The sequence below is a fragment of the Pseudonocardia hispaniensis genome (assembly GCF_042658695.1).
Lineage (GTDB): Bacteria > Actinomycetota > Actinomycetes > Mycobacteriales > Pseudonocardiaceae > Pseudonocardia > Pseudonocardia hispaniensis.
In genome coordinates, this window is sequence record NZ_JBHSQW010000016.1 from 94,151 (window position 1) to 114,727 (window position 20,577).

A 20,577-nucleotide genomic window follows, 5' to 3' on the forward strand; every position below is an offset into this window, starting at 1 on the left:
GGCCGCAGCCCCATGATTCGGCGGGACCCGGCCCTGCGCACCCGACACGGGTGACGGGAGCTACGGCGGGTCCATCGCATCGAGCGTGCGCAACAGCACCCCCGGGCCGACCGTGCGCGCGCCGGATGCGTGGATCCGTGCGCGCAACCCGCGGTCGGCCGTCACCACGACGATCTGTGCGCCGGACATGCTCAGCTCGCCGGTCAGCCGGGCGATGGTGGTATCCCCGTCGGCCTGCGCGCGCACGATCCGCAACCGTGGGTCGGTGGCACTCGGGGTGGCCGATCGCGCCGCGCCCTCCAGCACGAGGACCACGTTCAGCGGGGTGCCGTCGGCGACGCCGACGGCACGAGCGAGCAGCTCGGGAGCGGCGACCAGCGCGCCGTCGAGCCGCTGGGCCAGCCGGGTTGCGGCGCCGGCGCGGTCGCGCCACCAGCCATCCGGCCGGGAGCCGACGACATTCGCGCCGTCGACGATCATCGTGAGCGTCATCGTCCCTGCTCGCCGTGACCTGTGAGTGCGTAACAGTGTTAGAACACTGTTACGCACTCACAGGGTGTCAGGCAATGGGGGGGAGGTAGTCGCGGGGGAGTTTGGCCGCGGCCGCACGGTCGAGCAGCCAGCGGGTCCGGCGGCGGCCGCGGGCACCCGCGACCGGGATCGCGACCTCACCGGCCCCCGTCAAGGCCATCGCGACCGCGGCGGACTTGGCCTCTCCGGTGGCGAGGATCCACACCTCGGCGGCGGCGCGGATCGCCGGCAGGGTCAGGGTGATCCGCGTCGGCGGGGGCTTCGGACAGCCGTGGACGGCCACGACGGTCCGCTCGCCCTCGTAGACGGCGGGGGAGTGCGGGAAGATCGATGCGGCGTGCCCTTCCGGACCCATGCCCAGCAACAGAATGTCGAGCATGGGCATGGGGCCGTGGTCCTCGGGCGCGGCCTTGCGGCTCAGCAGATCGGCGTAGGCCTGCGCGGCCGCCTCCGCGCCGCCCGGCCCGGCCCCGGTGTCGACGCCCATCGGGAAGACCTTCGCCGGGTCGATCCGGACGTGATCGAGGAGCGCCTCGCGGGCCTGAGTCTCGTTGCGGTTGGGGTCGCCGGCCGGCAGGAACCGCTCGTCGCCCCAGTAGAACTCGATCCGGGACCAGTCCACGGCGTCCCGGGCCGGCCCGGCCCGCAGCTGCTCGAGCAACGCGATGCCGATTCCCCCACCGGTGAGGCCGATCTTCGGCGCAAACCCGGCGGACTGCAGGTCGACCAGGCGGGTGACCAGCCGGGCCGCCGCGGCTGCGGCGAGGATGTCCGGGTTCGCGTGGACGACGATGTCGGGTTCCCTTGCCATCTACAGTTCCGCCTTCACTGGGGTGCGTCCACGGGCCACCTCGCTGATGCCCGCCAACGCGGCGCCGTAGACCTCGTCGGGATCGAGCCTGCGCAGCTCCTCGGCCAGGCAGTCGGGCACGCTGCGCCGGGTCAGGGAGATCATACGGTCGGGTTGCCCGGGCTGGCGCAGCGTGGCGGTCCGGCCGTCCGGGCGGACCAGCTCGATAGGCCCGGACCGGCGGTTGAGCTGCACCGATGCCATCCCGCCCCCGCCACCGGACGACGGTGAGCGCTTGACCCGGGTCTGCAGCCGCACCGCCAGCCAGCCCGCCAGCAGGTCCGTCGACGGAGACACCGCTTCACCGGCCACGACCGCGCTGGTCACCGGCTCGTGCGGGGGATGGTCCAGCGCGGCGGCGAGCAGGGCGCGCCACCTGGTCAACCGGGTCCACGTCAGGTCGGTGTCGCCGGCGACGTAGTGGGCGCGGCGGTGCTCGAACGCGCGGGTCGGGTTGCGCGAGGACAGTGCATCGGTGATTCGGCGCTGGGCGAGGCTTCCAATGGCGTCCTCCGCCGGGACCGCCGGTGCCTCGTTCGGCCACCACGCGACGACGGGCGCGTCGGGCAGCAGCAGCGGCATGACCATTCCGGCGCCGGGCTCGTCGGTCGCCAGGGGGCCGTATCCGCGCAGCACAACGACTTCGCTCGCGCCGGCGTCCCCGCCGACCCGGATCTGGGCGTCGAGCCGGGCCGCGGCCCGCCGCTGCCCGCGGGCCAGCACGATGACTCGGCACGGATGCTCCCGGCTGGCCTCGTTGGCCGCCGCGATGGCGTCCTCGACCTGGCCGCCGTCCTCGGTGACGATCACCAGCGTCAGCACCCGGCCGAGTGCCAGCACCCCGCCGCGGGCCCGTAGTTCCACGAGCTTGCGGTTGACCGCCGCGCTGTTGCTCGACGGCAGATCGACGATCATGCTCCGCTCCCGAGGGTTCGGTCGAGGACGAGGCTGTGGCCGGCTCCGCTGGCCGGCGAACACCACACCGTCGTCGGCGACGGGGACCGGGGGTTCACGGCCGCCGCCAGACGCGACCGGTGCGGGCCATCATCCGGTTGGCCGAGTCGGGCCCCCAGGTGCCGGCGTGGTACGGATCGGGCCCGTCCTCCTGGGCCGCCCAGTGCGCGAGCACCGGGTCAAGGATCCGCCAGGCCAGCTCGACCTCCCGGTTCACCGGGAACAGGGAGGGTTCGCCGAGCAGCATGTCGAGGATGAGCCGTTCGTAGGCCTCCGGGGAGGCTTCGGTGAAGGCCGTGCCGTAGCCGAAGTCCATCGTGACGTCGCGGACCTCCATCTGGCTGCCCGGCACCTTCGAGCCGAACCGCATGGTCACACCCTCGTCCGGTTGCACCCGCACCACCAGTGCGTTCTGTCCCAGCTCCTCGGTCATCGTGGCGTCGAAGGGCAGGTGCGGAGCCCGTTTGAAGATCACCGCGATCTCGGTGACCCGGCGGCCGAGCCGTTTGCCGGTGCGCAGGTAGAACGGCACGCCCGCCCAGCGCCGGGTGTTCACCTCGCAGGTGATCGCGGCGAAGGTCTCGGTCTTGGAGCTCGGGTCGAAGCCCGCCTCCTCCTTGAGCCCTCGGACCAGCTGCCCACCCTGCCAGCCGCCGGTGTACTGGCCGCGTGCGGTGGTCTCCTCGAACGGGCCGGTGAGCGTGACGGCGTTGAGGATCTTGATCTTCTCGGTTCGGAGCTCCGCGGCGGAGAAGGACGTGGGTTCCTCCATCGCGGTGAACGCGAGCAACTGCAGCAGATGGTTCTGGATGACGTCGCGCGCCGCGCCGATGCCGTCGTAGTACCCGGCGCGACCGCCCAACCCGATGTCCTCGGCCATCGTGATCTGCACGTGGTCGACGTAGTGACTGTTCCAGATCGGCTCGAACAACTGGTTGGCGAACCGCAGCGCCAGCACGTTCTGGACCGTTTCCTTGCCCAGGTAGTGGTCGATGCGGAACACCGACTCCTCGGGGAAGACCTCGTTGACGATCGCGTTGAGCTCCATCGCGGACCGCAGGTCGTGGCCGAACGGCTTCTCGATGACCACCCGGCGCCACTGCTCGCCGTGCTGCGCCGACAGCCCGGACCGGGCCAGCTGTTTGCACACCACCGGGAAGGCTCCCGGCGGGATGGACAGGTAGAAGGCGTGGTTGCCGTTCGTGCCGCGGACCCGGTCCAGGTCGGCGACGGTCTGCTCGAGCCGGTCGAACGCGGCGTCGTCGTCGAAACTGCCCTGCACGAACCGGAACCCCTGCGCGAGCTTGTTCCAGACCTCCTGGCGGAACGGTGTGCGCGAATGTGCCCGGACCGCGTCGTGGACGACCTCGCTGAAGTCCTCGTCGGCCCAGTCCCGGCGGGCGAACCCGACGAGCGCGAAACCCGGTGGCAGCAGACCGCGGTTGGCCAGGTCGTAGATCGCGGGCATGAGCTTCTTGCGGGACAGGTCACCGGTGACCCCGAAGATCACCAGGCCGCACGGGCCTGCGATCCGCGGCAGGCGTCGGTCCTGCGGATCGCGCAGCGGATTGACCCAGCCGTCAGCACCTCGCTCGCCGGTGGCCGGTACCTCCGTGCTCGCGGACATCTCCCGTCACCCCAGTCCTCGTCGGGTCCAACATTCTCGCTGTGAGGTTGCATTTCCCACCGCCGTCGGTACTCCCGGTGCAGGGAGGTCAGGCGATCGAGGAGAGGCGGGCGCGGGCGGCCGGGCCTGCGTCGTGCCGGCGTGGGCCGTGGCCGACCTCGCGGCGCCGCCTCGCCCGGCTCAGCGGGCCGCGTCGAGCTGCCTGCGCACCGTCGTGGCGAGCTCGTCCCAGGAGGCGTCGAACTTCTGCACGCCCTCGTGCTCCAGGACGGCGAACACGTCGGGCAGGTCGACGCCGACCCGCTCCAGCTCGGCGAAGACCTGCCGGGCCTCGTCCGCGGTGCCGGTGACCCGATCCCCGTGCACCTGGCCGTGCTCGGCGAACGCCCGCAGCGTGTGCTCCGGCATGGTGTTGACCGTGCCGGCCACGACGAGCTCGGTGACGTACAGGGTGTCGGGATAGGCCGGGTTCTTCACCCCGGTGGAGGCCCACAGCGGTCGCTGCACCCGAGCACCCTGGGCCTGCAGCGCCGTCCACCGCTCGCCGGCGAACACCTCCTGGTACGCGGCGTAGGCCAGCCGCGAGTTGGCCACCCCTGCCCGGCCGCGCAGCGCCAGCGCCGCCTCGGTGCCGATGGCCTCCAGCCGCTTGTCGATCTCGGTGTCCACCCGGGACACGAAGAAGGAGGCCACCGAGGCGATCTGGGACAGCGGGTGGCCGTTCGCCGCGGCCTGCTCCAGCCCGGCGAGGAAGGCGGCCATCACCGCGCGGTAGCGCTCGACGGAGAAGATCAGCGTCACATTCACGCTGACACCCTCGGCCAGCGCCCGGGTGATCGCGGGCAGCCCCGGCTCGGTGGCCGGGATCTTGACCAGCAGGTTGGGGCGGTCCACCGCCTTCCACAGCTCCAGCGCCTCGGCCACGGTGGCCTCGGTGTCGCGGGCCAGGCCCGGGTCGACCTCCAGCGAGACCCGCCCGTCGGTCCCGTCGGTGGCCTCCCAGGTGCCGCGGAACAGGTCGCACGCCTGCTGCACGTCGGCGACCGTGATCTCGCGGACGACGTCGGTGACCGCGGCGCCGCGCGCGGCGAGTTCGCGGATCTGCCCGGCGTAGGCCTCGCCTCCGGCCAGCGCCGTTGCGAAGATCGTCGGGTTGGTGGTGACCCCGACGACCCGCCACTCGGCGATGAGCTCGCGCAGACTGCCGTTGCGCAACCGCTCCCGGGACAGATCGTCGAGCCAGACGGACACACCCGCCGCGGACAGGGCGTCGAGCCGCTCATGAATGCTCATGCTCATGGTTCTCCTTTCGCATGGTGGTCCGAGCGGGACGGGGATCAGACCATCGCCAGGCTCCGCCGTGCGGCGTCGACGACGGCCTCGGTGGTGAACCCGAACTCCCGGAACAGGGTCTGGTGGTCGGCGCTGGCCCCGAAATGCTCGATCGAGACGATCTGGCCCGCGTCCCCGACGAACCGGTGCCACGGCTGGGCGATGCCGGCCTCGACCGACACCCGGGCCCTCACCCCCGCCGGCAGTACGGACTCCCGGTAGGCCTCGTCCTGGGCGTCGAACCACTCGACGCACGGCATCGACACCACCCGGGTGGGGACGCCCTCGGCCTCCAGCACCTCCCGCGCCTGCACGGCGATCTGCAGTTCGGAGCCGGTGCCGATGAGGATCACCGCGGGGTCGCCGGTTGAGGCCTCCGTGAGGACGTAACCGCCGCGGGCGACGCCCTCGTGCGAGGTCCCGGCGAGAACCGGCAGGTTCTGCCGGGTCAGCGCCAGCGCCTTGGGGCCATCCGGGCGCTCCAGGGTGGCCTTCCACGCCCCGGCGGTCTCGTTGGCGTCGCCCGGGCGGATCACGTCGAGTCCGGGGATGGCGCGCAGCGCGGCCAGATGCTCGATGGGCTGGTGGGTGGGCCCGTCCTCGCCGAGGCCGATCGAGTCGTGGGTCCAGACGTAGATGACCGGCGTGCGCATCAGCGCGGCCAGCCGCACCGCCGGACGCATGTAGTCGGAGAAGACCAGGAACGTACCCCCGTAGGGGCGGGTCGGGCCGTGCAGCGCGATCCCGTTGAGGATCGCGCCCATCGCGTGCTCGCGGACCCCGAAATGCAGCGTGCGGCCGTACGGGCTGGTCTGCCACAGCTTGGTCGAGGCCTGCGGCGGGCCGAACGAGTCGGCCCCCTCCATCGTCGTGTTGTTGCTCTCGGCCAGATCGGCCGAACCACCCCACAGCTCCGGCAACACCGGGGCCAGCGCGGTGAGCACCGCCCCGGAGGCCTTGCGGGTGGCGATGGCGGTGCCGCCCGTGGGACCGGGCTCCCAGGCCGGCAGCGCGTCCGCCCAGCCTGCGGGCAGCCCACGGTCGAGCATCCGGTCGAGCAGGGCCTTGCGCTCGGGCTCGCGGTCGGCCCAGGCGTCGAAGGAGCGCTGCCATTGCTCGCGCGCGGCGCGGCCGCGCTCGACGACCCGGCGGGCGTGCGCGAGCACCTCCGGCTCGACCTGGAACTGCCGCTCGGGGTCGAAGCCGAGGATCTTCTTGACCTCGGCGACCTCGTCGGCGCCCAGCGCGGCACCGTGCGCCGTGCCCGTGTTCATCTTGTTCGGTGCGGGATAGCCGATGATCGTGCGCAGCAGGATGAACGACGGGCGGGTCGTCTCGGCCCGGGCCGCCTCGAGCGCCGCGAGGATCCCGGTGACGTTCTCGCCGCCCTCGACCACCTGCACGTGCCAGCCATACGACTCGTAGCGCCCGGCCGTGTCCTCGGACAGCGCGATCGCCGTGTCGTCCTCGATGGAGATCTTGTTGTCGTCGTAGATCACCGTGAGGTTGCCGAGCTGCTGGTGCCCGGCCAGCGAGGACGCCTCCGAGGTGATCCCCTCCTCGATGTCGCCGTCGGAGGCGATGACGTAGATGTGGTGGTCGAACGGGCTCTGGCCGGCCGGTGCGTCCGGGTCGAACAGGCCGCGCTCGCGGCGGGCCGCCATCGCCATCCCGACCGCGTTGGCCAGGCCCTGGCCCAGCGGTCCGGTGGTCGTCTCGACACCCGTGGTGTGCCCGTACTCGGGGTGGCCGGGCGTCTTGGAGCCCCAGGTGCGAAGCGCGGCGATGTCGTCGATCTCCAGGCCGTAGCCGGACAGGAACAGCTGCAGGTACAGGGTGAGGCTGGAATGTCCCGCGGAGAGCACGAAGCGATCGCGACCGATCCAGCCGGCGTCCGCCGGGTCGTGCCGCAGCACCCGCTGGAACAGCGCGTAGGCCAGCGGGGCGAGGCTCATCGCGGTGCCGGGGTGGCCGTTACCGACCTTCTGCACGGCATCAGCCGCGAGGACACGGATCGTGTCGACCGCCCGGCGGTCGAGCTCCGACCAATCGGCCGGCACGTCTGCGCGGGTGAGGGTGGTGACGTCGTCGGTCACGGACACTGATGGGCTCCTGCCAATTGTCGCGGGATGCTCGTGATGGTCGGCGCGGCACGGTGGGCCTGCTCTCCAACCACCCTAGTCGGGTGGGGCCGGCGGCGTGGTCACACCGAGCGGCCTTCGCCGAGCGACTACCCCAGCACCTGCTGTCATATTCGCCCGGTTACCATCGACGCGCTGTAGAAAGACGTAGGAGAACTGCTGTAGTGAGACGTTGGAGTGCGACGCGGTCCGCGTACTCGGGCACGTGACAACCCGAGGCGTCTCCCTGACCACCCGAGCGAGGTATCAACTGGTGAGCGCGCCGGTGTTCCATCCGGGATCGACGGACATTACGCCCGGCCGCGCGCGGCGGGTCGGTGGGTCGGCCCGCCTCCAGCGGGCCAGGGACGCCGTCCGGGCCTATCTCGGGTTGACCAAGACTCGCATCATCGAGCAGCTGCTCGTGGTGACCGTGCCGGCCATGATCCTGGCCGAGCGAGGCATTCCGTCGGTCTGGCTGATTGCGGCGACCCTGATCGGCGGGGCGATGGCCGCCGCGGGTGCACACGCGCTCAACTGTGTGGTCGACGCCGATATCGACGCCGTGATGAAGCGCACATCGCGACGCCCGTTGGTCAAGGGTCAGGTTCCGCGCCGCAACGCGCTCGTCTTCGGGCTCGCGCTGGCCGCGGTCAGCTCGGTCTGGCTGGGGCTGACCACCAACTGGCTCGCCGCGGCGCTGTCGCTGGTCGCCATCGCGTTCTACGTGCTGGTCTACACGCTGCTGCTCAAGCGGCGGACGGCGCAGAACATCGTCTGGGGCGGCGCCGCGGGCTGCATGCCGGTGGTCATCGGCTGGGCGGCCGTCACCGGGACGGTGGAATGGCCCGCCCTGGTGATGTTCGGCGTGATCTTCTTCTGGACGCCGCCGCACTTCTGGGCGCTGGCGATGCGCTACAAGGACGACTACGCGGCCGCGGGCATCCCGATGCTCCCGGTCGTCGCCTCCCCGGCCCAGGTGTCCCGCAGGATCGTCGTCTACTCGTGGGCGATGGCGGCGTGGACGCTGCTGCTGCTGCCGGTCACCTCCTGGATCTACGCCGCGGTCGCCCTGCTCGGCGGGGGGTACTTCGTGTTCCGGGCCCACCGACTCCACGCCGGGGTCCGGGCGCAGCGCGAGGTGGCGCCGATGCGCATGTTCCACCTGTCGAACCTGTACCTGTGCGTGCTGTTCGCCGCGATCGCCGTCGACGCCGCGATCGGCCTGCCCGTGCTCCCCTGGCCCCTGTGAGTGGGTAACGGCGTTCAGGCACCGTTACCCACTCACAGGTCTCGCTGAGCTGGGTGTTCAGGGGAACAGCAGCAGCTTGCCGGTGGTCTTGCGTGCCTGCAGGTCCTCGTGGGCCTGGCGGACCTCGTCCAGCGGGTACCGGTGCCCGATCCGCACCTGCAAGGAGCCGTCGGCGACCGCGGCGTACACGGCGGCGGCCCTGGCCGTCAGCTCCGCGCGTTCGGCGACGTAGTCGAAGAGCTTGGGCCGGGTCAGGTACGCCGAACCCGCCGCGTTGAGCCGCTGCGGATCCACCGGTGGCACCGGTCCGCTCGACGCCCCGAACAGCACGAGCATGCCGCGGCGGCGCAGACTCGCAAGGCTCGCGTCGAACGTCGCCTTCCCGACGCTGTCGAACGCCGCGGCGACCCCGCGCCCCCCGGTGAGCTCGCGGACCGCGCCCGCCAGGTCGTCGACCTCGGTGTAGCGGATCACCTCGGCAGCGCCCGCGGCCCGGGCCAGCTTCTCCTTCTCCGGGGTCGACACGGTGGCGATCACCCGGGCTCCGCGCGCGGTGGCCAGCTGGGTGAGCAGCAGCCCGACCCCGCCGGCCGCGGCGTGCACCAGGATCGGGTCGCCGTCGGCGACCGGGCAGGCGTCGTTGACCAGGAAATGCGCGGTCATGCCCTGAAGCAGCGCCGCCGCGGCCTGTTCGTCGGACACTCCGTCGGGCACCGTGACGGTCTTCTCCACCGGTACCGCGACGGCCTGCGCGTAGCTGCCCAGCGACTCCGCCCAGGCGACCCGGTCACCGACGGCGACCCCGGTCACCCCCGCACCGACCACGCGGACCCGGCCGCAGCCCTCCAGCCCGGGCCGCAACGGCAGCGGCATCGGGTAGATGCCCTGTCGCTGGTACGTATCGATGTAGTTGACGCCCGCCGCCGCGACGTCGACGAGCACCTCGCCGGGACCCGGCTCCGGCTCGGGCAGGTCGGTCACGGTCAGGACCTCCGGACCTCCGGGCTCGGCAACCCGAACTGCGCGCATGGGCGTCCTTTCCTCGGTCACGTGTGGATCATGCGCTGACGGCGTCGGCGTCGCTCGGTACCTCCGGCCGCACGACGACCGACGTGTCGTCCGCCTGCGGGGCGGTGTGTCGCACGGGTCGCTGTGCGGTGCCGGCCCACAGCGCGGCCGCCGCGGCGGTGACGACGGCGGCCCCGAGCACGTGCAGCGCGACCAGCACCTCGGGCACGCCGAGTGCGTACTGAACCCCACCCAGCACACCCTGCCCCACGACGGCGAGGACGAGGACCCCGTAGCGACGGCGCACCGCGGCCCCGGCGCCGGTGGCCCACAGGGCGAAACCGAGCGCGACGAGCATGCCGAGATAGCCGAAGAGCAGGTCGGCGTGCAGCTGGGCGAGATCGGCGACATTGGCGTCGAGGCGCGGTGTCGAGGCGTCCCCCGCATGCGGGCCCGCGCTGGTGACGAGGCTGCCGGCGACGAGCAGGGCCGCCAGGACGGCGCTGCTCGTCGCGATCAGCGCGCGCAGCGGGCGGGGAACCAGCAGCCGGACCGGGCCGTCGCCGTCGGTGGCGGCCGCGACGAGCAGGACCGCGAGCCACACCAGCACCATCGAGACCAGGAAGTGCGGCATGACGCTCCACCACGTCAGACCGGTGAGCACGGTGATACCGCCGATCACGGCCTGCGCCACGACACCCAGGGGCATCGACGCGGCCAGCCACGTCAGCCTGCGTCGGCGCGGCCGGGTGCCCAACGCGGCGAGCAGGCACAGCCCGGACACGGTGATGACGACGAACGTCAGCAGCCGGTTGCCGAACTCGACCCATTGGGTCACCGCGGCGATCCCGGGGTGCGCGACCGGGACCAGGCTGCCGGGGAAGCACTGGGGCCAGGTGGGGCAGCCGAGGCCGGATCCGGTCACCCGCACGACGGACCCGGTCACGGCGATCCCGGCCTGGGCCACGACGGCGGCGATCGCCAGCCTGCGCATCAGCACGGGTGGGATCGCGGGGAGCCGGTCCAGCAACGACGGTCGAGCCACGCCCCGATCGTAGGCGCCGCCGTTCGTGCCCGGTCCGCAGCCCGTGGCACCGGCCGGGTCAGCGGAGCCGGACCGTGCGCACCGAGACGAGGGCCGCCAGCACGGCCCAGATCACCAGCACCAGGACCGGGTGCAGCCCAGGTGCCCGGCCGTCCACGAGCGCGGTGCGCAGCCCCTCGGCGAGCGCCCCGGAGGGCAGCGAGGTCGCGATGGTGCCCAACGGGCCGGGGAGTTGGGCGGCGGGGATGACGATGCCCCCGGCGAACAGCAGCACGAACCACAGCAGGTTGGCCACCGCGAGCACGACCTCCGCGCGGACCGAACCACCGAGCAGGATTCCCAGGCTGCCGAACGCGGCGCAACCGAGCAGCACGAGCAGCACGGCCCAGCCGAGGCCGGCGGCGGGCGGCCGCCAGTCCAGCGCGACGGCCAGCGCGCACAGCACCGCGGTCTGCACGGCCACCAGCCCCAGCACCGCGGCCAGCCGCCCGGCCACGAGCAACCAGCGGGGCAGCGCGGTGGCGGCCAGCCTGCGCACCACTCCGTAGCGGCGGTCGAAGCCGAACGCGATCGCCTGGCCGGTGAAGGCGGCGGACATCACGGCCAACGCGAGGACGGCGGGGACCACGGAGGCCACCCGCGGTTCGGGCAGCGGAACCACCTCGAGCAGCGTCAGCCCGACGAGCAGCGCGATCGGGATGAGCAGCGCGAGCAGGAGTTGTTCGCCGTTGCGCAGGGCGAGCCGCAGCTCGGTGCTCGACTGGGCCGCGAGCATGCGCACCAGCGAGCCCCGGCCGGGACGGGGGGTGAAGGTTCCGGCGGCGAACCGCCCGGTGGCGGCGGTCACGACCGCAGCTCCCTTCCGGTGAGGTCGAGGAAGACGTCCTCCAGGCTGCGCCGCGCGATCCGCACGTCATCGGCGAGCGCACCCTGCCCGGCGCACCACGCGGTGATCACCGAGAGGACCGACGGGTCGATCCGGCCCTGGACGAGATAGCGTCCGGCAAGGGTTTCGACGGCGCGGTAGCCGGTGGGCAGGGCGGCCATGAGATCGTCGAGGTCCATCCCGGGCCGGGCCCGGAACCGCAGCTCCTGCTGCTCGCCGCCCGCGGTGAGCTCAGCCGGGGTGCCCTGGGCCACCACCCGGCCCCGGTCGACGATGACGACGTGGTCGGCCAGCGCCTCCGCCTCCTCCATCAGGTGCGTGGTGAGCAGCACGGCCACTCCGTCGCGGCGCAGGGCGTCGATGAGCTCCCAGACCAGCCGGCGGCCCTGCGGGTCCATCCCGGCGGTCGGCTCGTCGAGGAACACCAGCTCGGGGCGCCCGACGACCGCGCAGGCCAGGGCGAGTCGCTGCTGCTGCCCGCCGGAGAGGCGCTTGTACGGGGTCCGGGCGCAGGTGTCCAGACCCAGCACGTCGGTCAGCCAGGCGACGTCCAGCGGGTGCGCGGCGCAGGCGGCGACCACCCGCAGCATCTCCTCGGCGCGTACCCCGGGGTAGGCGCCACCGCCCTGGGGCATGATCCCGATCCGGCTGCGCAGCGCCTCGGGTGATCCGGCCGGATCGACGCCGAGCACCCGGACCGTGCCCGCGTCGGCGCGCTGGAAGCCCTCGCAGATCTCGACGGTGGTCGTCTTCCCCGCGCCGTTGGGCCCGAGCAGGGCGAGCACGCTCGCCGCGGGCAGGTCCAGGTCGATGCCGTCCACCGCGGTGGTGCGACCGAACCGTTTGACCAGCCCGCGGACCGAGACGGCCAGGTCGAGCGGCGCCGCCGCAGGAAGACTCACGGCTGTCGATTCTACGGAGGGTCGAGGGCGCCGGATCTGACCGGTGCGCGCCCGCCGTCGGCGAGTACCCGGCGCCGCACCACGATCATCATCACCACGAACAGGAACAGCCCGGCGAGGATCGACATCGGCAGCTGGTAGGCGCGGAAGTCGAAATCGGAACCGGTGGGCGGGACCATGAGCGCGAGCAGGGCCGACGCGGCCAGCGCCGCCCTGCGATAGCGCGGCAGTCCCCGGGTCGCGGCGAGCGGGATCGCGGCCCACAGCAGGTACCACGGATGAACCACCGGACCGAGCAGCACGACCGCGCCGAGCCCCGCGCCGAGGCCGGTGACCGGCTCCACCCGGCCACGGAGCGTGGCGAGCAGCAGCCAGCCGCAGGCCGCGGCCGCGGCCGCCCCGCCGAGCAGGCGGGTGAGCGTCAGCGTGGTGTCGGTGTGGTCACCGAGCCCGGCGAGGATGCCGATCTGCCCGGAGAGCTGCCCGAGGTCGGTGGACAGCGACATCCAGCTGCGGATCGTGTTGGCGGTGCCCTGCGTCCCGATCCAGCCGAAGCCCAGACCGGTGCCGTACCCGAGCGCGGCGAACACGCCCGCCGCGACCGCCCCGAGGACGCCCGCCATGATGGCGACGTCGCGGGGCCTGCCGCCGCGGCGACGGGCCACGTGCATACCGAGGAACCCGAGGGCGAGGATGGCCGGGATCTTCACCGCGGCCCCGGCCGTGATGAGCACGGCGCCGGACAGCCAGCCCAGCGGCGTCCGCGCGCGCAGCCCCAGCTCCAGGCCCGCGAGCATCGCACCGACCATCAACGCCTCGTTGTGGATTCCGCTGACCAGGTGGAACAACACGAGCGGGTTGGCCGCGCCCAGCCACAGGGCCAGCCCGGGCTCGATCCCGCAGCGCTGGGCCAGCCGGGGCAGCGCCCAGATGATCAACGCGACTCCGGTGAGGGCCAGCAGGCGATGGGCGAACACGCCGAGCACGACGTTCTCACCGGTCAGTGCGGTGATGCCGCGGCCGAGCTGGAGGAACAGCGGCCCGTACGGCGCCGGGGTGTCGCGCCAGATCGTGGGGATGGTCCGGGTCAGCGGATCGTCGACACCGAGTGCCTGCGCGGGCCCGAGCACATAGGGGTCCAGCCCGCGGGCGGTGATGGCGCTCTGCGCGAGGTAGCTGTAGACGTCCCGGGAGAACAGGGGCGGGGCCAGCGCCAGCGGCAGCGCCCAGAGCAGACCGGCCCGGGCGAGCTGCCCGCGGTCGGGCGCCGGCGGGACGGCCCCTCGGGCACTCAGCATCCGTCCGATCCACAGCCAGCCCAGCACGAGCATCGCCATGCCCGCGTAGGTCACCGCGATGGCAACCGTTGCGTTGCGGGCGGGGAGGCCGAGCAGCCGCAGTCCGTTGAACGGGTTGGGCACCGGCAGGGCGCCCGCGCCCAGCGCACCCACCCCCATCAGCAGCGCGCCGGTCAGTCCCAGCCGGCGCGCGTGCCTACTGGGATCGTGCGGGCGAAGCGATGAGCCGAGGGCCGGGTCGGTCCGGGCCGGTGGCACGGCGCCGACTCCGGTGGGATCGAGCCCCGCGGCGGCCATGGGGGCAGGGTAGCGAGCAGCGCCGTCGTGACCGCGCTCACCATATCGGCGGGCGGCCTTTGCCAGCTGCCCCGAAATACGCAAGACTCGTGTTGTGAAAACAGTCGGAGACGGCGACGTGGTCGAGGGGCGTGGGCATGAGATGCCGTCGTCCCTCGACGGCGGTACCCGTCTGGCCGTCGCCCGGCTCCTGTTGGAGCAGGGCCCGGTGACGGCTGCTGGGATCGCCGCTGAGTTGGAGCTCTCCGCCGCCGCGGTGCGGCGTCACCTCGACGCGCTCATCGCCGAGGGGGAAGCCCAGACCCGGGAGGCGTCGCGCCGGGTGCCGCGCGGCCGGGGCCGCCCGGCCAGGCAGTACCTGCTCACCGACGCGGGCCGGGCCCGCTTCGGACACGGTTACGACGACCTCGCGACCTCGGCGCTGCGGTTCCTGGCACAGCGGGCCGGGGCGGGCGCGGTCAGCGCGTTCGCCGACAACCGGGTCGCCGAGCTGATCGGGCCGCAGGCGGCCGAGATCAGCGCGGCCGACACCCCGGACGCGCGCGCCGATGCCCTCGCCCGGGTCCTCAGCGCGCGCGGCTATGCTGCCCGGGCCCAGGCCCGGGAGGCAGGCCACGGAGTCCAGCTGTGCCTGCACCACTGTCCGGTGGCCCATGTCGCGGCGGAGTTCCCCGAGCTCTGCGAGGCCGAGACGCGCGCGTTCGCGGAACTGCTCGGCACCCACGTACAGCAGCTGGCCACCATCGCGCGGGGTGACTCGATGTGCACCACGCACGTCCCCCTGGACAGTCCCGAGCTTCTCAAACGGCTCAGGAAAGCCCCGTACCACCCGCCCACCACAGCCCCCAGAGGGAGGCAGCCCGAATGACGACCGCTCCTGAAGCGAGCACGACGCTCACCCAGGAGGAGACGCTCGCCACGCTCGGCCGTTACGACTTCGGTTGGAGCGACCCGGACGTCGCCGGCGCTTCCGCACGTCGCGGCCTGTCCGCTGACGTCGTCGCCGACATCTCCCGGCTGAAGAACGAACCCCAGTGGATGCTCGACTTCCGGCTCAAGGCGCTCAACCTGTTCGAGCGCAAGCCGATGCCGCGGTGGGGATCCGACCTCTCCGGAATCGACTTCGACAACATCAAGTACTTCGTACGGTCCACCGAGAAGCAGGCGACGTCCTGGGACGAGCTGCCCCCGGACATCAAGAACACCTACGACAAGCTGGGCATCCCCGAGGCCGAGAAGGCCCGCCTCGTCGCCGGTGTCGCCGCTCAGTACGAGTCCGAGGTCGTCTACCACCAGATCCGGGAGGACCTGGAGGCCCAGGGCGTCATCTTCCTGGACACCGACACCGGGCTGCGCGAGCATCCCGAGCTGTTCCGGGAGTACTTCGGCTCGGTCATTCCCAGCGGGGACAACAAGTTCTCCGCGCTGAACTCCGCGGTGTGGTCGGGCGGCTCGTTCATCTACGTGCCGCCGGGCGTGCACGTCGACATTCCCCTGCAGGCCTACTTCCGGATCAACACCGAGAACATGGGCCAGTTCGAGCGCACCCTGATCATCGTGGACGAGGGTGCCTACGTGCATTACGTCGAGGGCTGCACGGCGCCGATCTACAAGTCCGACTCCCTGCACTCGGCGGTCGTCGAGATCATCGTGAAGAAGGGTGGCCGGTGCCGGTACACCACCATCCAGAACTGGTCGAACAACGTCTACAACCTGGTCACCAAGCGGGCCAAGGCCGAGGCGGGCGCGACCATGGAGTGGGTCGACGGCAACCTCGGCTCGAAGGTCACGATGAAGTACCCGGCCGTGCTGCTCATGGGTGAACACGCCAAGGGCGAGGTGCTCTCGATCGCGTTCGCCGGCGAGGGCCAGCACCAGGACGCCGGCGCGAAGATGACGCACCTGGCGCCGAACACGTCGTCGACGATCATCTCCAAGTCGGTGGCCCGCGGCGGCGGCCGGACCTCCTACCGCGGACTGGTCCGGGTCAACCCGAAGGCACGCAACGCACGCTCGACCGTGAAGTGTGACGCGCTGCTGGTCGACACGATCAGCCGCAGCGACACCTATCCGTACGTGGACGTGCGCACCGACGACGTCTCGATGGGGCACGAGGCCACGGTCTCCAAGGTCAGCGACAACCAGCTGTTCTACCTGATGAGCCGCGGGCTGACCGAGGACGAGGCGATGGCCATGGTCGTGCGCGGGTTCGTCGAGCCGATCGCGCGCGAGCTGCCCATGGAGTACGCGCTGGAGCTGAACCGGCTGATCGAGCTGCAGATGGAGGGTTCCGTCGGATGACGGCAGAAGTTGCCGGGCTGGCTCCCGAGCTGACCGGAGCCAGGAAGGGGACCGGCGAGGTCCCCATCGCGAGCGCGGGTGAGCGGTTCACCTCCTTCGACGTCGAGGCCTTCGAGGTCCCCGGCGGCCGCGAGGAGAACTGGCGGTTCACCCCCCTCAAACGGCTGCGCGGGCTGCACGACGGCACCGCCGCCCTCGACGGCACCGTCACGATCGGCCTGCCCGAGACGGGCGGCGGGGTGACCGTGGAGACGGTCGGGCGCGACGACGCCCGGCTCGGTGACGGCGGCGTCCCGGCCGATCGGGTTGCGGCCGCGGCCTGGACCGCGTTTCGCGAGGCGACGGTCGTGACCCTGGACGGCACACCGGAGCCGGTGTCGATCGCCGTCACCGGGCCGGGGAGCGAGGCCAGCGCCGCCGCGCACCTGCAGCTGCGCACGACGCCGCACACCGAGGCGACCGTGGTGATCGCCTACCAGGGCTCGGGCACCGTGGCCGACAACCTCGAGGTCGTGCTCGGGGACGGTTCCCGGCTGACCCTCGTCGTCACCGAGGAGTGGTCCGAGGACGCCGTGCACGTCGGTGCCCAGCACTTCTCGGTGGGCCGCGACGCCACGCTCAAGGCCACCTCGGTGATGCTGGGCGGGGACCTGGTGCGGATCAGCCCGACGGTGTCCTACCGCGGCCCCGGCGGCGACGCCGAGCTGCTGGGGCTGGGCTACGCCGACGCCGGGCAGCACCTCGAGCAGCGGTTGTTCGTCGACCACGCGGTTCCCGCCTGCAAGTCGAACGTGCTGTACAAGAACGCCCTGCAGGGTGTGGCGGGCTCACCGGACGCGCATACGGTGTGGGTCGGTGACGTGCTGATCCGCGCCGCCGCGGAGAACACCGAGACCTTCGAGTTCAACCGCAACCTCGTGCTCACCGAACACGCCAGGGCCGACTCGGTGCCCAACCTCGAGATCGAGACCGGCGAGATCGCCGGCGCCGGTCACGCCAGCGCCACCGGCCGGTTCGACGACGAGCAGCTGTTCTACCTGTCCAGCCGCGGCATCCCGGAGGACGTGGCCCGCCGCCTGGTGGTCCGCGGGTTCTTCGGCGAGATCCTCAATGCGATCACCCTCCCCGAGCTGCGTGAGCGCCTCGAGGCGGCCATCGAGTCCGAGCTCGCGATCAGCGGCGTCTGAGCCGCGCCCCACCACAACCGACGGAGTTCACACCTACATGTCCATCCTGCAGATCACGGACCTGCACGTCTCGGTGATCACCGACGACGGCCCCAAGGAGCTGCTGCACGGCGTCGACCTCACGGTGCGCGGCGGCGAGACCCACGCGATCATGGGTCCGAACGGCTCGGGCAAGTCCACGCTCGCCTACGCGATCGCCGGGCACCCGCGCTACGAGGTCACCTCCGGCACCGTCACGCTCGACGGCGCCGACGTGCTCGAGATGAGCGTCGACGAGCGGGCCCGTGCCGGGCTGTTCCTCGCGATGCAGTATCCGGTCGAGGTCCCCGGGGTCTCGATGGCGAACTTCCTGCGCAGCGCGGCCACCGCGGTCCGCGGCGAGGCACCCAAGCTGCGGACCTGGGTCAAAGAGGTCAGGACGGCGATGAACGACCTGGGCATCGACCCCGCGTTCGCCGACCGCAGCGTCAACGAGGGCTTCTCCGGCGGCGAGAAGAAGCGCCACGAGGTGCTGCAGCTCTCGCTGCTCAAGCCGAAGATCGCGATCCTCGACGAGACCGACTCGGGTCTCGACGTCGACGCGCTGCGGGTCGTCTCCGACGGGGTCAACCGGTACAAGGCCGGTGGCGACGTCGGGGTCCTGCTGATCACGCACTACACGCGGATCCTCAAGCACATCACCCCGGATGTGGTGCACGTCTTCGCGGGCGGGCGGATCGTCGAGTCCGGTGGCGCCGAGCTCGCGAACGAGCTCGAGGAGCACGGCTACGAGAAGTACGCCGAGACGGGGTCTGGAGTCGAGGTCGGGTCGTGACAACAGCGCAGGCCCCGCACGGCCTGGGGCTGGACCGGATCGAGACGACCACGCTGCGCGCCGACTTCCCGATCCTGTCGCGGACCGTGCGCGACGGACGTCCGCTGGTGTACCTGGACTCCGGGGCCACCGCGCAGCGGCCCCGCCAGGTGCTCGACGCCGAGCGGCTGTTCCTGGAGCAGCACAACGCGGCCGTGCACCGTGGCGCCCACCAGCTGGCGGAGGAAGCCACCGACGCCTACGAGTCGGCCAGGGCCCGCATCGCCGCGTTCGTCGGGGCCGACGCCGGGGAGCTGGTGTTCACCAAGAACGCGACCGAGGGGATCAACCTCGTCGCGTACGCGATGGGCAACTCCTCGATCCGGACCGGGCTCGGACCGGAGACCGAGCGGTTCGCGGTCGGTCCCGGCGACGAGATCGTCGTCACCGAGCTGGAGCACCACGCGAACCTGGTGCCGTGGCAGGAGCTGTGCCGGCGCACCGGTGCCACCCTGCGCTGGTACCCGGTCACCGAGCAGGGCCGGATCGACCTGGACGGGCTCGTCCTGACGGACCGGACGAAGGTCGTCGCGTTCGCTCACCAGTCCAACGTGCTCGGCTCGATCGCCCCGGTCACGGAGCTGGTCGGCCGGGCCCGGGAGGTCGGGGCGTTGGTGCTGCTCGACGCCTGCCAGTCGGTCCCGCATATGCCGGTGCACCTGACCTCGCTCGACGTCGACTTCGCGGTCTTCTCGGGGCACAAGATGCTCGGGCCGTCCGGGATCGGTGTGCTCTACGGCAAGGCCGACCTGCTCGATGCGATGCCGCCGTTCCTGACCGGTGGGTCGATGATCGAGCTCGTGCGGATGGAGGGTTCGACCTACGCCCCGCCGCCGCAGCGGTTCGAGGCGGGTGTGCCGATGGTGTCGCAGGCCGTGGGACTGGCGGCCGCGGTGGACTACCTCACCGAGATCGGCATGGCGCGGGTGCACGCGCACGAGCTCGACCTGACCAGGGCCGCGATCGACGGTCTGCGCCAGATCCCCGGGGTGCGGATCATCGGTCCGGATTCGGTCGACGAGCGGGGCGGCGCGGTATCGTTCGTGGTCGAAGGGGTGCACGCGCACGACGTCGGCCAGGTGCTCGACGACCGCGGGATCGCGGTGCGGGTCGGGCACCACTGCGCCTGGCCGCTGCATCGGCGGTTCGGTGTGGCCGCGACGGTCCGGGCCTCCTTCCACGTCTACAACACCGTGGACGAGGTCGCCGCGCTGGTCGAGGGCGTGCAGGCCGCGCGCGAGTTCTTCGGAGTCGCCTGATGCAGCTCGAGCAGATGTACCAGGAGATCATCCTGGACCACTACCGTTCGCCGCACCGAGCGGGGCTGCGTGAACCGTTCGACGCCGAGTCCTTCCAGATCAACCCGACCTGCGGGGACGAGGTGACGTTGCGGGTGAAGCTGGACGAGGCCCGGGAGAAGGTCGAGGACGTCTCCTACGAGACGCTCGGCTGCTCGATCAGCCAGGCCTCGACCTCGGTGCTGACCGACCTCGTCGTCGGGCAGAGCGTCGCGGAGTCGATGCGGGTGCTCGCGGCGTTCCAGCAGATGGCGCAGGGCCGGGGGACGGTCGAGCCCGACGAGGAGATCCTCGGTGACGGCGTGGCCTTTGCCGGGGTGGCCAAGTACCCGGCCCGGGTGAAGTGTGCGCTGCTCGGATGGATGGCGTTCAAGGACGCCATTGTCCGGGGCAGCGCGGAGAAGGAGACGGCATGAGCGAGACCAACACCGACGAGACTCTCGTCCGCGGTGCGGCCGGCCTGCCCGAGCCGCCCCCGCCGCGCGCCGAGGACCCGTCGATCGACGACCTCGAGGAAGCCATGCGCGATGTCGTCGACCCCGAGCTCGGCATCAACGTGGTCGACCTCGGGCTGGTCTACGGCATCTCCGTGGAGTCCGGCACCGCGATCATCGACATGACGCTCACCTCGGCGGCCTGCCCGTTGACCGACGTCATCGAGGACCAGGCCAGGTCCGCGCTGACCCAGGGGCCGGGCGGCGGGCTGGTGGACGACGTGAAGATCAACTGGGTGTGGATGCCGCCGTGGGGCCCGGAGAAGATCACCGAGGACGGGCGCGAGCAGCTGCGCGCCCTCGGCTTCCGCGTCTGATCGCCCGTCGGCCTTGACCCGCCTC

19 protein-coding genes are annotated in these 20,577 nt (G+C 71.8%); 8 read left to right on the forward strand and 11 right to left on the reverse strand.

The window, feature by feature from the left end; all coding sequences use genetic code 11:
* Nucleotides 1-60 precede the first annotated feature (60 nt).
* From ACFQE5_RS08425 to tkt, 6 genes are all read right to left on the reverse strand, one after another.
* Nucleotides 61-492, reverse strand: coding sequence for a hypothetical protein (locus ACFQE5_RS08425; RefSeq protein ID WP_379584267.1), 432 nt, complete (start codon nucleotides 490-492; stop codon nucleotides 61-63).
* A 67-nt stretch (nucleotides 493-559) separates the two neighbouring features.
* Nucleotides 560-1,342: a 6-phosphogluconolactonase gene (pgl, locus tag ACFQE5_RS08430; protein ID WP_379584268.1), complete on the reverse strand. Its 783-nt coding sequence runs from the start codon at nucleotides 1,340-1,342 to the stop codon at nucleotides 560-562.
* Nucleotides 1,343-2,296: a glucose-6-phosphate dehydrogenase assembly protein OpcA gene (opcA, locus tag ACFQE5_RS08435; protein ID WP_379584269.1), complete on the reverse strand. Its 954-nt coding sequence runs from the start codon at nucleotides 2,294-2,296 to the stop codon at nucleotides 1,343-1,345. It lies immediately after the preceding gene.
* Between the two features lie 94 nt (nucleotides 2,297-2,390).
* Entirely contained in the window at nucleotides 2,391-3,962 is a 1,572-nt protein-coding gene (zwf, locus tag ACFQE5_RS08440) for a glucose-6-phosphate dehydrogenase (RefSeq protein ID WP_379584270.1), read from the reverse strand.
* A gap of 180 nt (nucleotides 3,963-4,142) precedes the next feature.
* Nucleotides 4,143-5,255: a transaldolase gene (gene tal / locus ACFQE5_RS08445; protein WP_379584312.1), complete on the reverse strand. Its 1,113-nt coding sequence runs from the start codon at nucleotides 5,253-5,255 to the stop codon at nucleotides 4,143-4,145.
* A gap of 44 nt (nucleotides 5,256-5,299) precedes the next feature.
* A complete protein-coding gene (gene tkt, locus ACFQE5_RS08450) occupies nucleotides 5,300-7,396 on the reverse strand; it encodes a transketolase (RefSeq protein WP_379584271.1) in 2,097 nt (698 codons plus the stop codon).
* Nucleotides 7,397-7,688: 292 nt separating this feature from the next.
* Here tkt and ACFQE5_RS08455 point away from each other — a divergent pair, with 292 nt between their 5' ends.
* Entirely contained in the window at nucleotides 7,689-8,666 is a 978-nt protein-coding gene (locus ACFQE5_RS08455) for a heme o synthase (RefSeq protein WP_379584272.1), read from the forward strand.
* 57 nt (nucleotides 8,667-8,723) lie between these two features.
* Here the strand turns inward: ACFQE5_RS08455 and ACFQE5_RS08460 are convergent, their stop codons facing one another.
* The 5 genes from ACFQE5_RS08460 to mptB form a co-directional block, all read right to left on the reverse strand.
* Entirely contained in the window at nucleotides 8,724-9,695 is a 972-nt protein-coding gene (locus ACFQE5_RS08460) for a quinone oxidoreductase family protein (RefSeq protein ID WP_379584273.1), read from the reverse strand.
* 28 nt (nucleotides 9,696-9,723) lie between these two features.
* Nucleotides 9,724-10,719 (reverse strand): COX15/CtaA family protein, encoded by a 996-nt coding sequence (locus ACFQE5_RS08465; RefSeq protein ID WP_379584274.1) that lies wholly within the window; start codon nucleotides 10,717-10,719, stop codon nucleotides 9,724-9,726.
* A 58-nt stretch (nucleotides 10,720-10,777) separates the two neighbouring features.
* Nucleotides 10,778-11,494 carry an ABC transporter permease gene (locus tag ACFQE5_RS08470; RefSeq protein WP_379584313.1) on the reverse strand — a complete coding sequence of 239 codons (717 nt, stop codon included), beginning with the start codon at nucleotides 11,492-11,494 and terminating at the stop codon, nucleotides 10,778-10,780.
* A 68-nt stretch (nucleotides 11,495-11,562) separates the two neighbouring features.
* On the reverse strand, nucleotides 11,563-12,507 hold the full coding sequence (locus tag ACFQE5_RS08475; RefSeq protein ID WP_379584275.1) for an ABC transporter ATP-binding protein: 945 nt from the start codon (nucleotides 12,505-12,507) through the stop codon (nucleotides 11,563-11,565).
* 11 nt (nucleotides 12,508-12,518) lie between these two features.
* Complete coding sequence (gene mptB, locus ACFQE5_RS08480; RefSeq protein ID WP_379584276.1) at nucleotides 12,519-14,102, reverse strand: polyprenol phosphomannose-dependent alpha 1,6 mannosyltransferase MptB; 1,584 nt, start codon at nucleotides 14,100-14,102, stop codon at nucleotides 12,519-12,521.
* Nucleotides 14,103-14,244: 142 nt separating this feature from the next.
* On the opposite strand from mptB, the gene ACFQE5_RS08485 reads away from it, so the two are divergent.
* From ACFQE5_RS08485 to ACFQE5_RS08515, 7 genes are read left to right on the forward strand one after another with little or no spacing between them, the layout of a single operon-like run.
* Entirely contained in the window at nucleotides 14,245-14,970 is a 726-nt protein-coding gene (locus ACFQE5_RS08485; protein WP_379584314.1) for a helix-turn-helix transcriptional regulator, read from the forward strand.
* Complete coding sequence (sufB, locus tag ACFQE5_RS08490) at nucleotides 14,967-16,403, forward strand: Fe-S cluster assembly protein SufB (RefSeq protein ID WP_379584277.1); 1,437 nt, start codon at nucleotides 14,967-14,969, stop codon at nucleotides 16,401-16,403. The genes ACFQE5_RS08485 and sufB overlap by 4 nt, the downstream gene beginning before the upstream one ends.
* Nucleotides 16,400-17,590 (forward strand): Fe-S cluster assembly protein SufD, encoded by a 1,191-nt coding sequence (gene sufD / locus ACFQE5_RS08495; RefSeq protein WP_379584278.1) that lies wholly within the window; start codon nucleotides 16,400-16,402, stop codon nucleotides 17,588-17,590. The genes sufB and sufD overlap by 4 nt, the downstream gene beginning before the upstream one ends.
* Before the next feature lie 37 nt (nucleotides 17,591-17,627).
* Nucleotides 17,628-18,404 (forward strand): Fe-S cluster assembly ATPase SufC, encoded by a 777-nt coding sequence (sufC, locus tag ACFQE5_RS08500; protein ID WP_379584279.1) that lies wholly within the window; start codon nucleotides 17,628-17,630, stop codon nucleotides 18,402-18,404.
* Nucleotides 18,401-19,702, forward strand: coding sequence for a cysteine desulfurase (locus ACFQE5_RS08505; protein WP_379584280.1), 1,302 nt, complete (start codon nucleotides 18,401-18,403; stop codon nucleotides 19,700-19,702). Before sufC ends, ACFQE5_RS08505 begins: the two co-directional genes overlap by 4 nt.
* Nucleotides 19,702-20,157 carry a Fe-S cluster assembly sulfur transfer protein SufU gene (gene sufU, locus ACFQE5_RS08510; protein ID WP_379584281.1) on the forward strand — a complete coding sequence of 152 codons (456 nt, stop codon included), beginning with the start codon at nucleotides 19,702-19,704 and terminating at the stop codon, nucleotides 20,155-20,157. Before ACFQE5_RS08505 ends, sufU begins: the two co-directional genes overlap by 1 nt.
* Nucleotides 20,154-20,552 carry a metal-sulfur cluster assembly factor gene (locus tag ACFQE5_RS08515; RefSeq protein WP_379584282.1) on the forward strand — a complete coding sequence of 133 codons (399 nt, stop codon included), beginning with the start codon at nucleotides 20,154-20,156 and terminating at the stop codon, nucleotides 20,550-20,552. The genes sufU and ACFQE5_RS08515 overlap by 4 nt, the downstream gene beginning before the upstream one ends.
* Nucleotides 20,553-20,577: the final 25 nt, after the last annotated feature.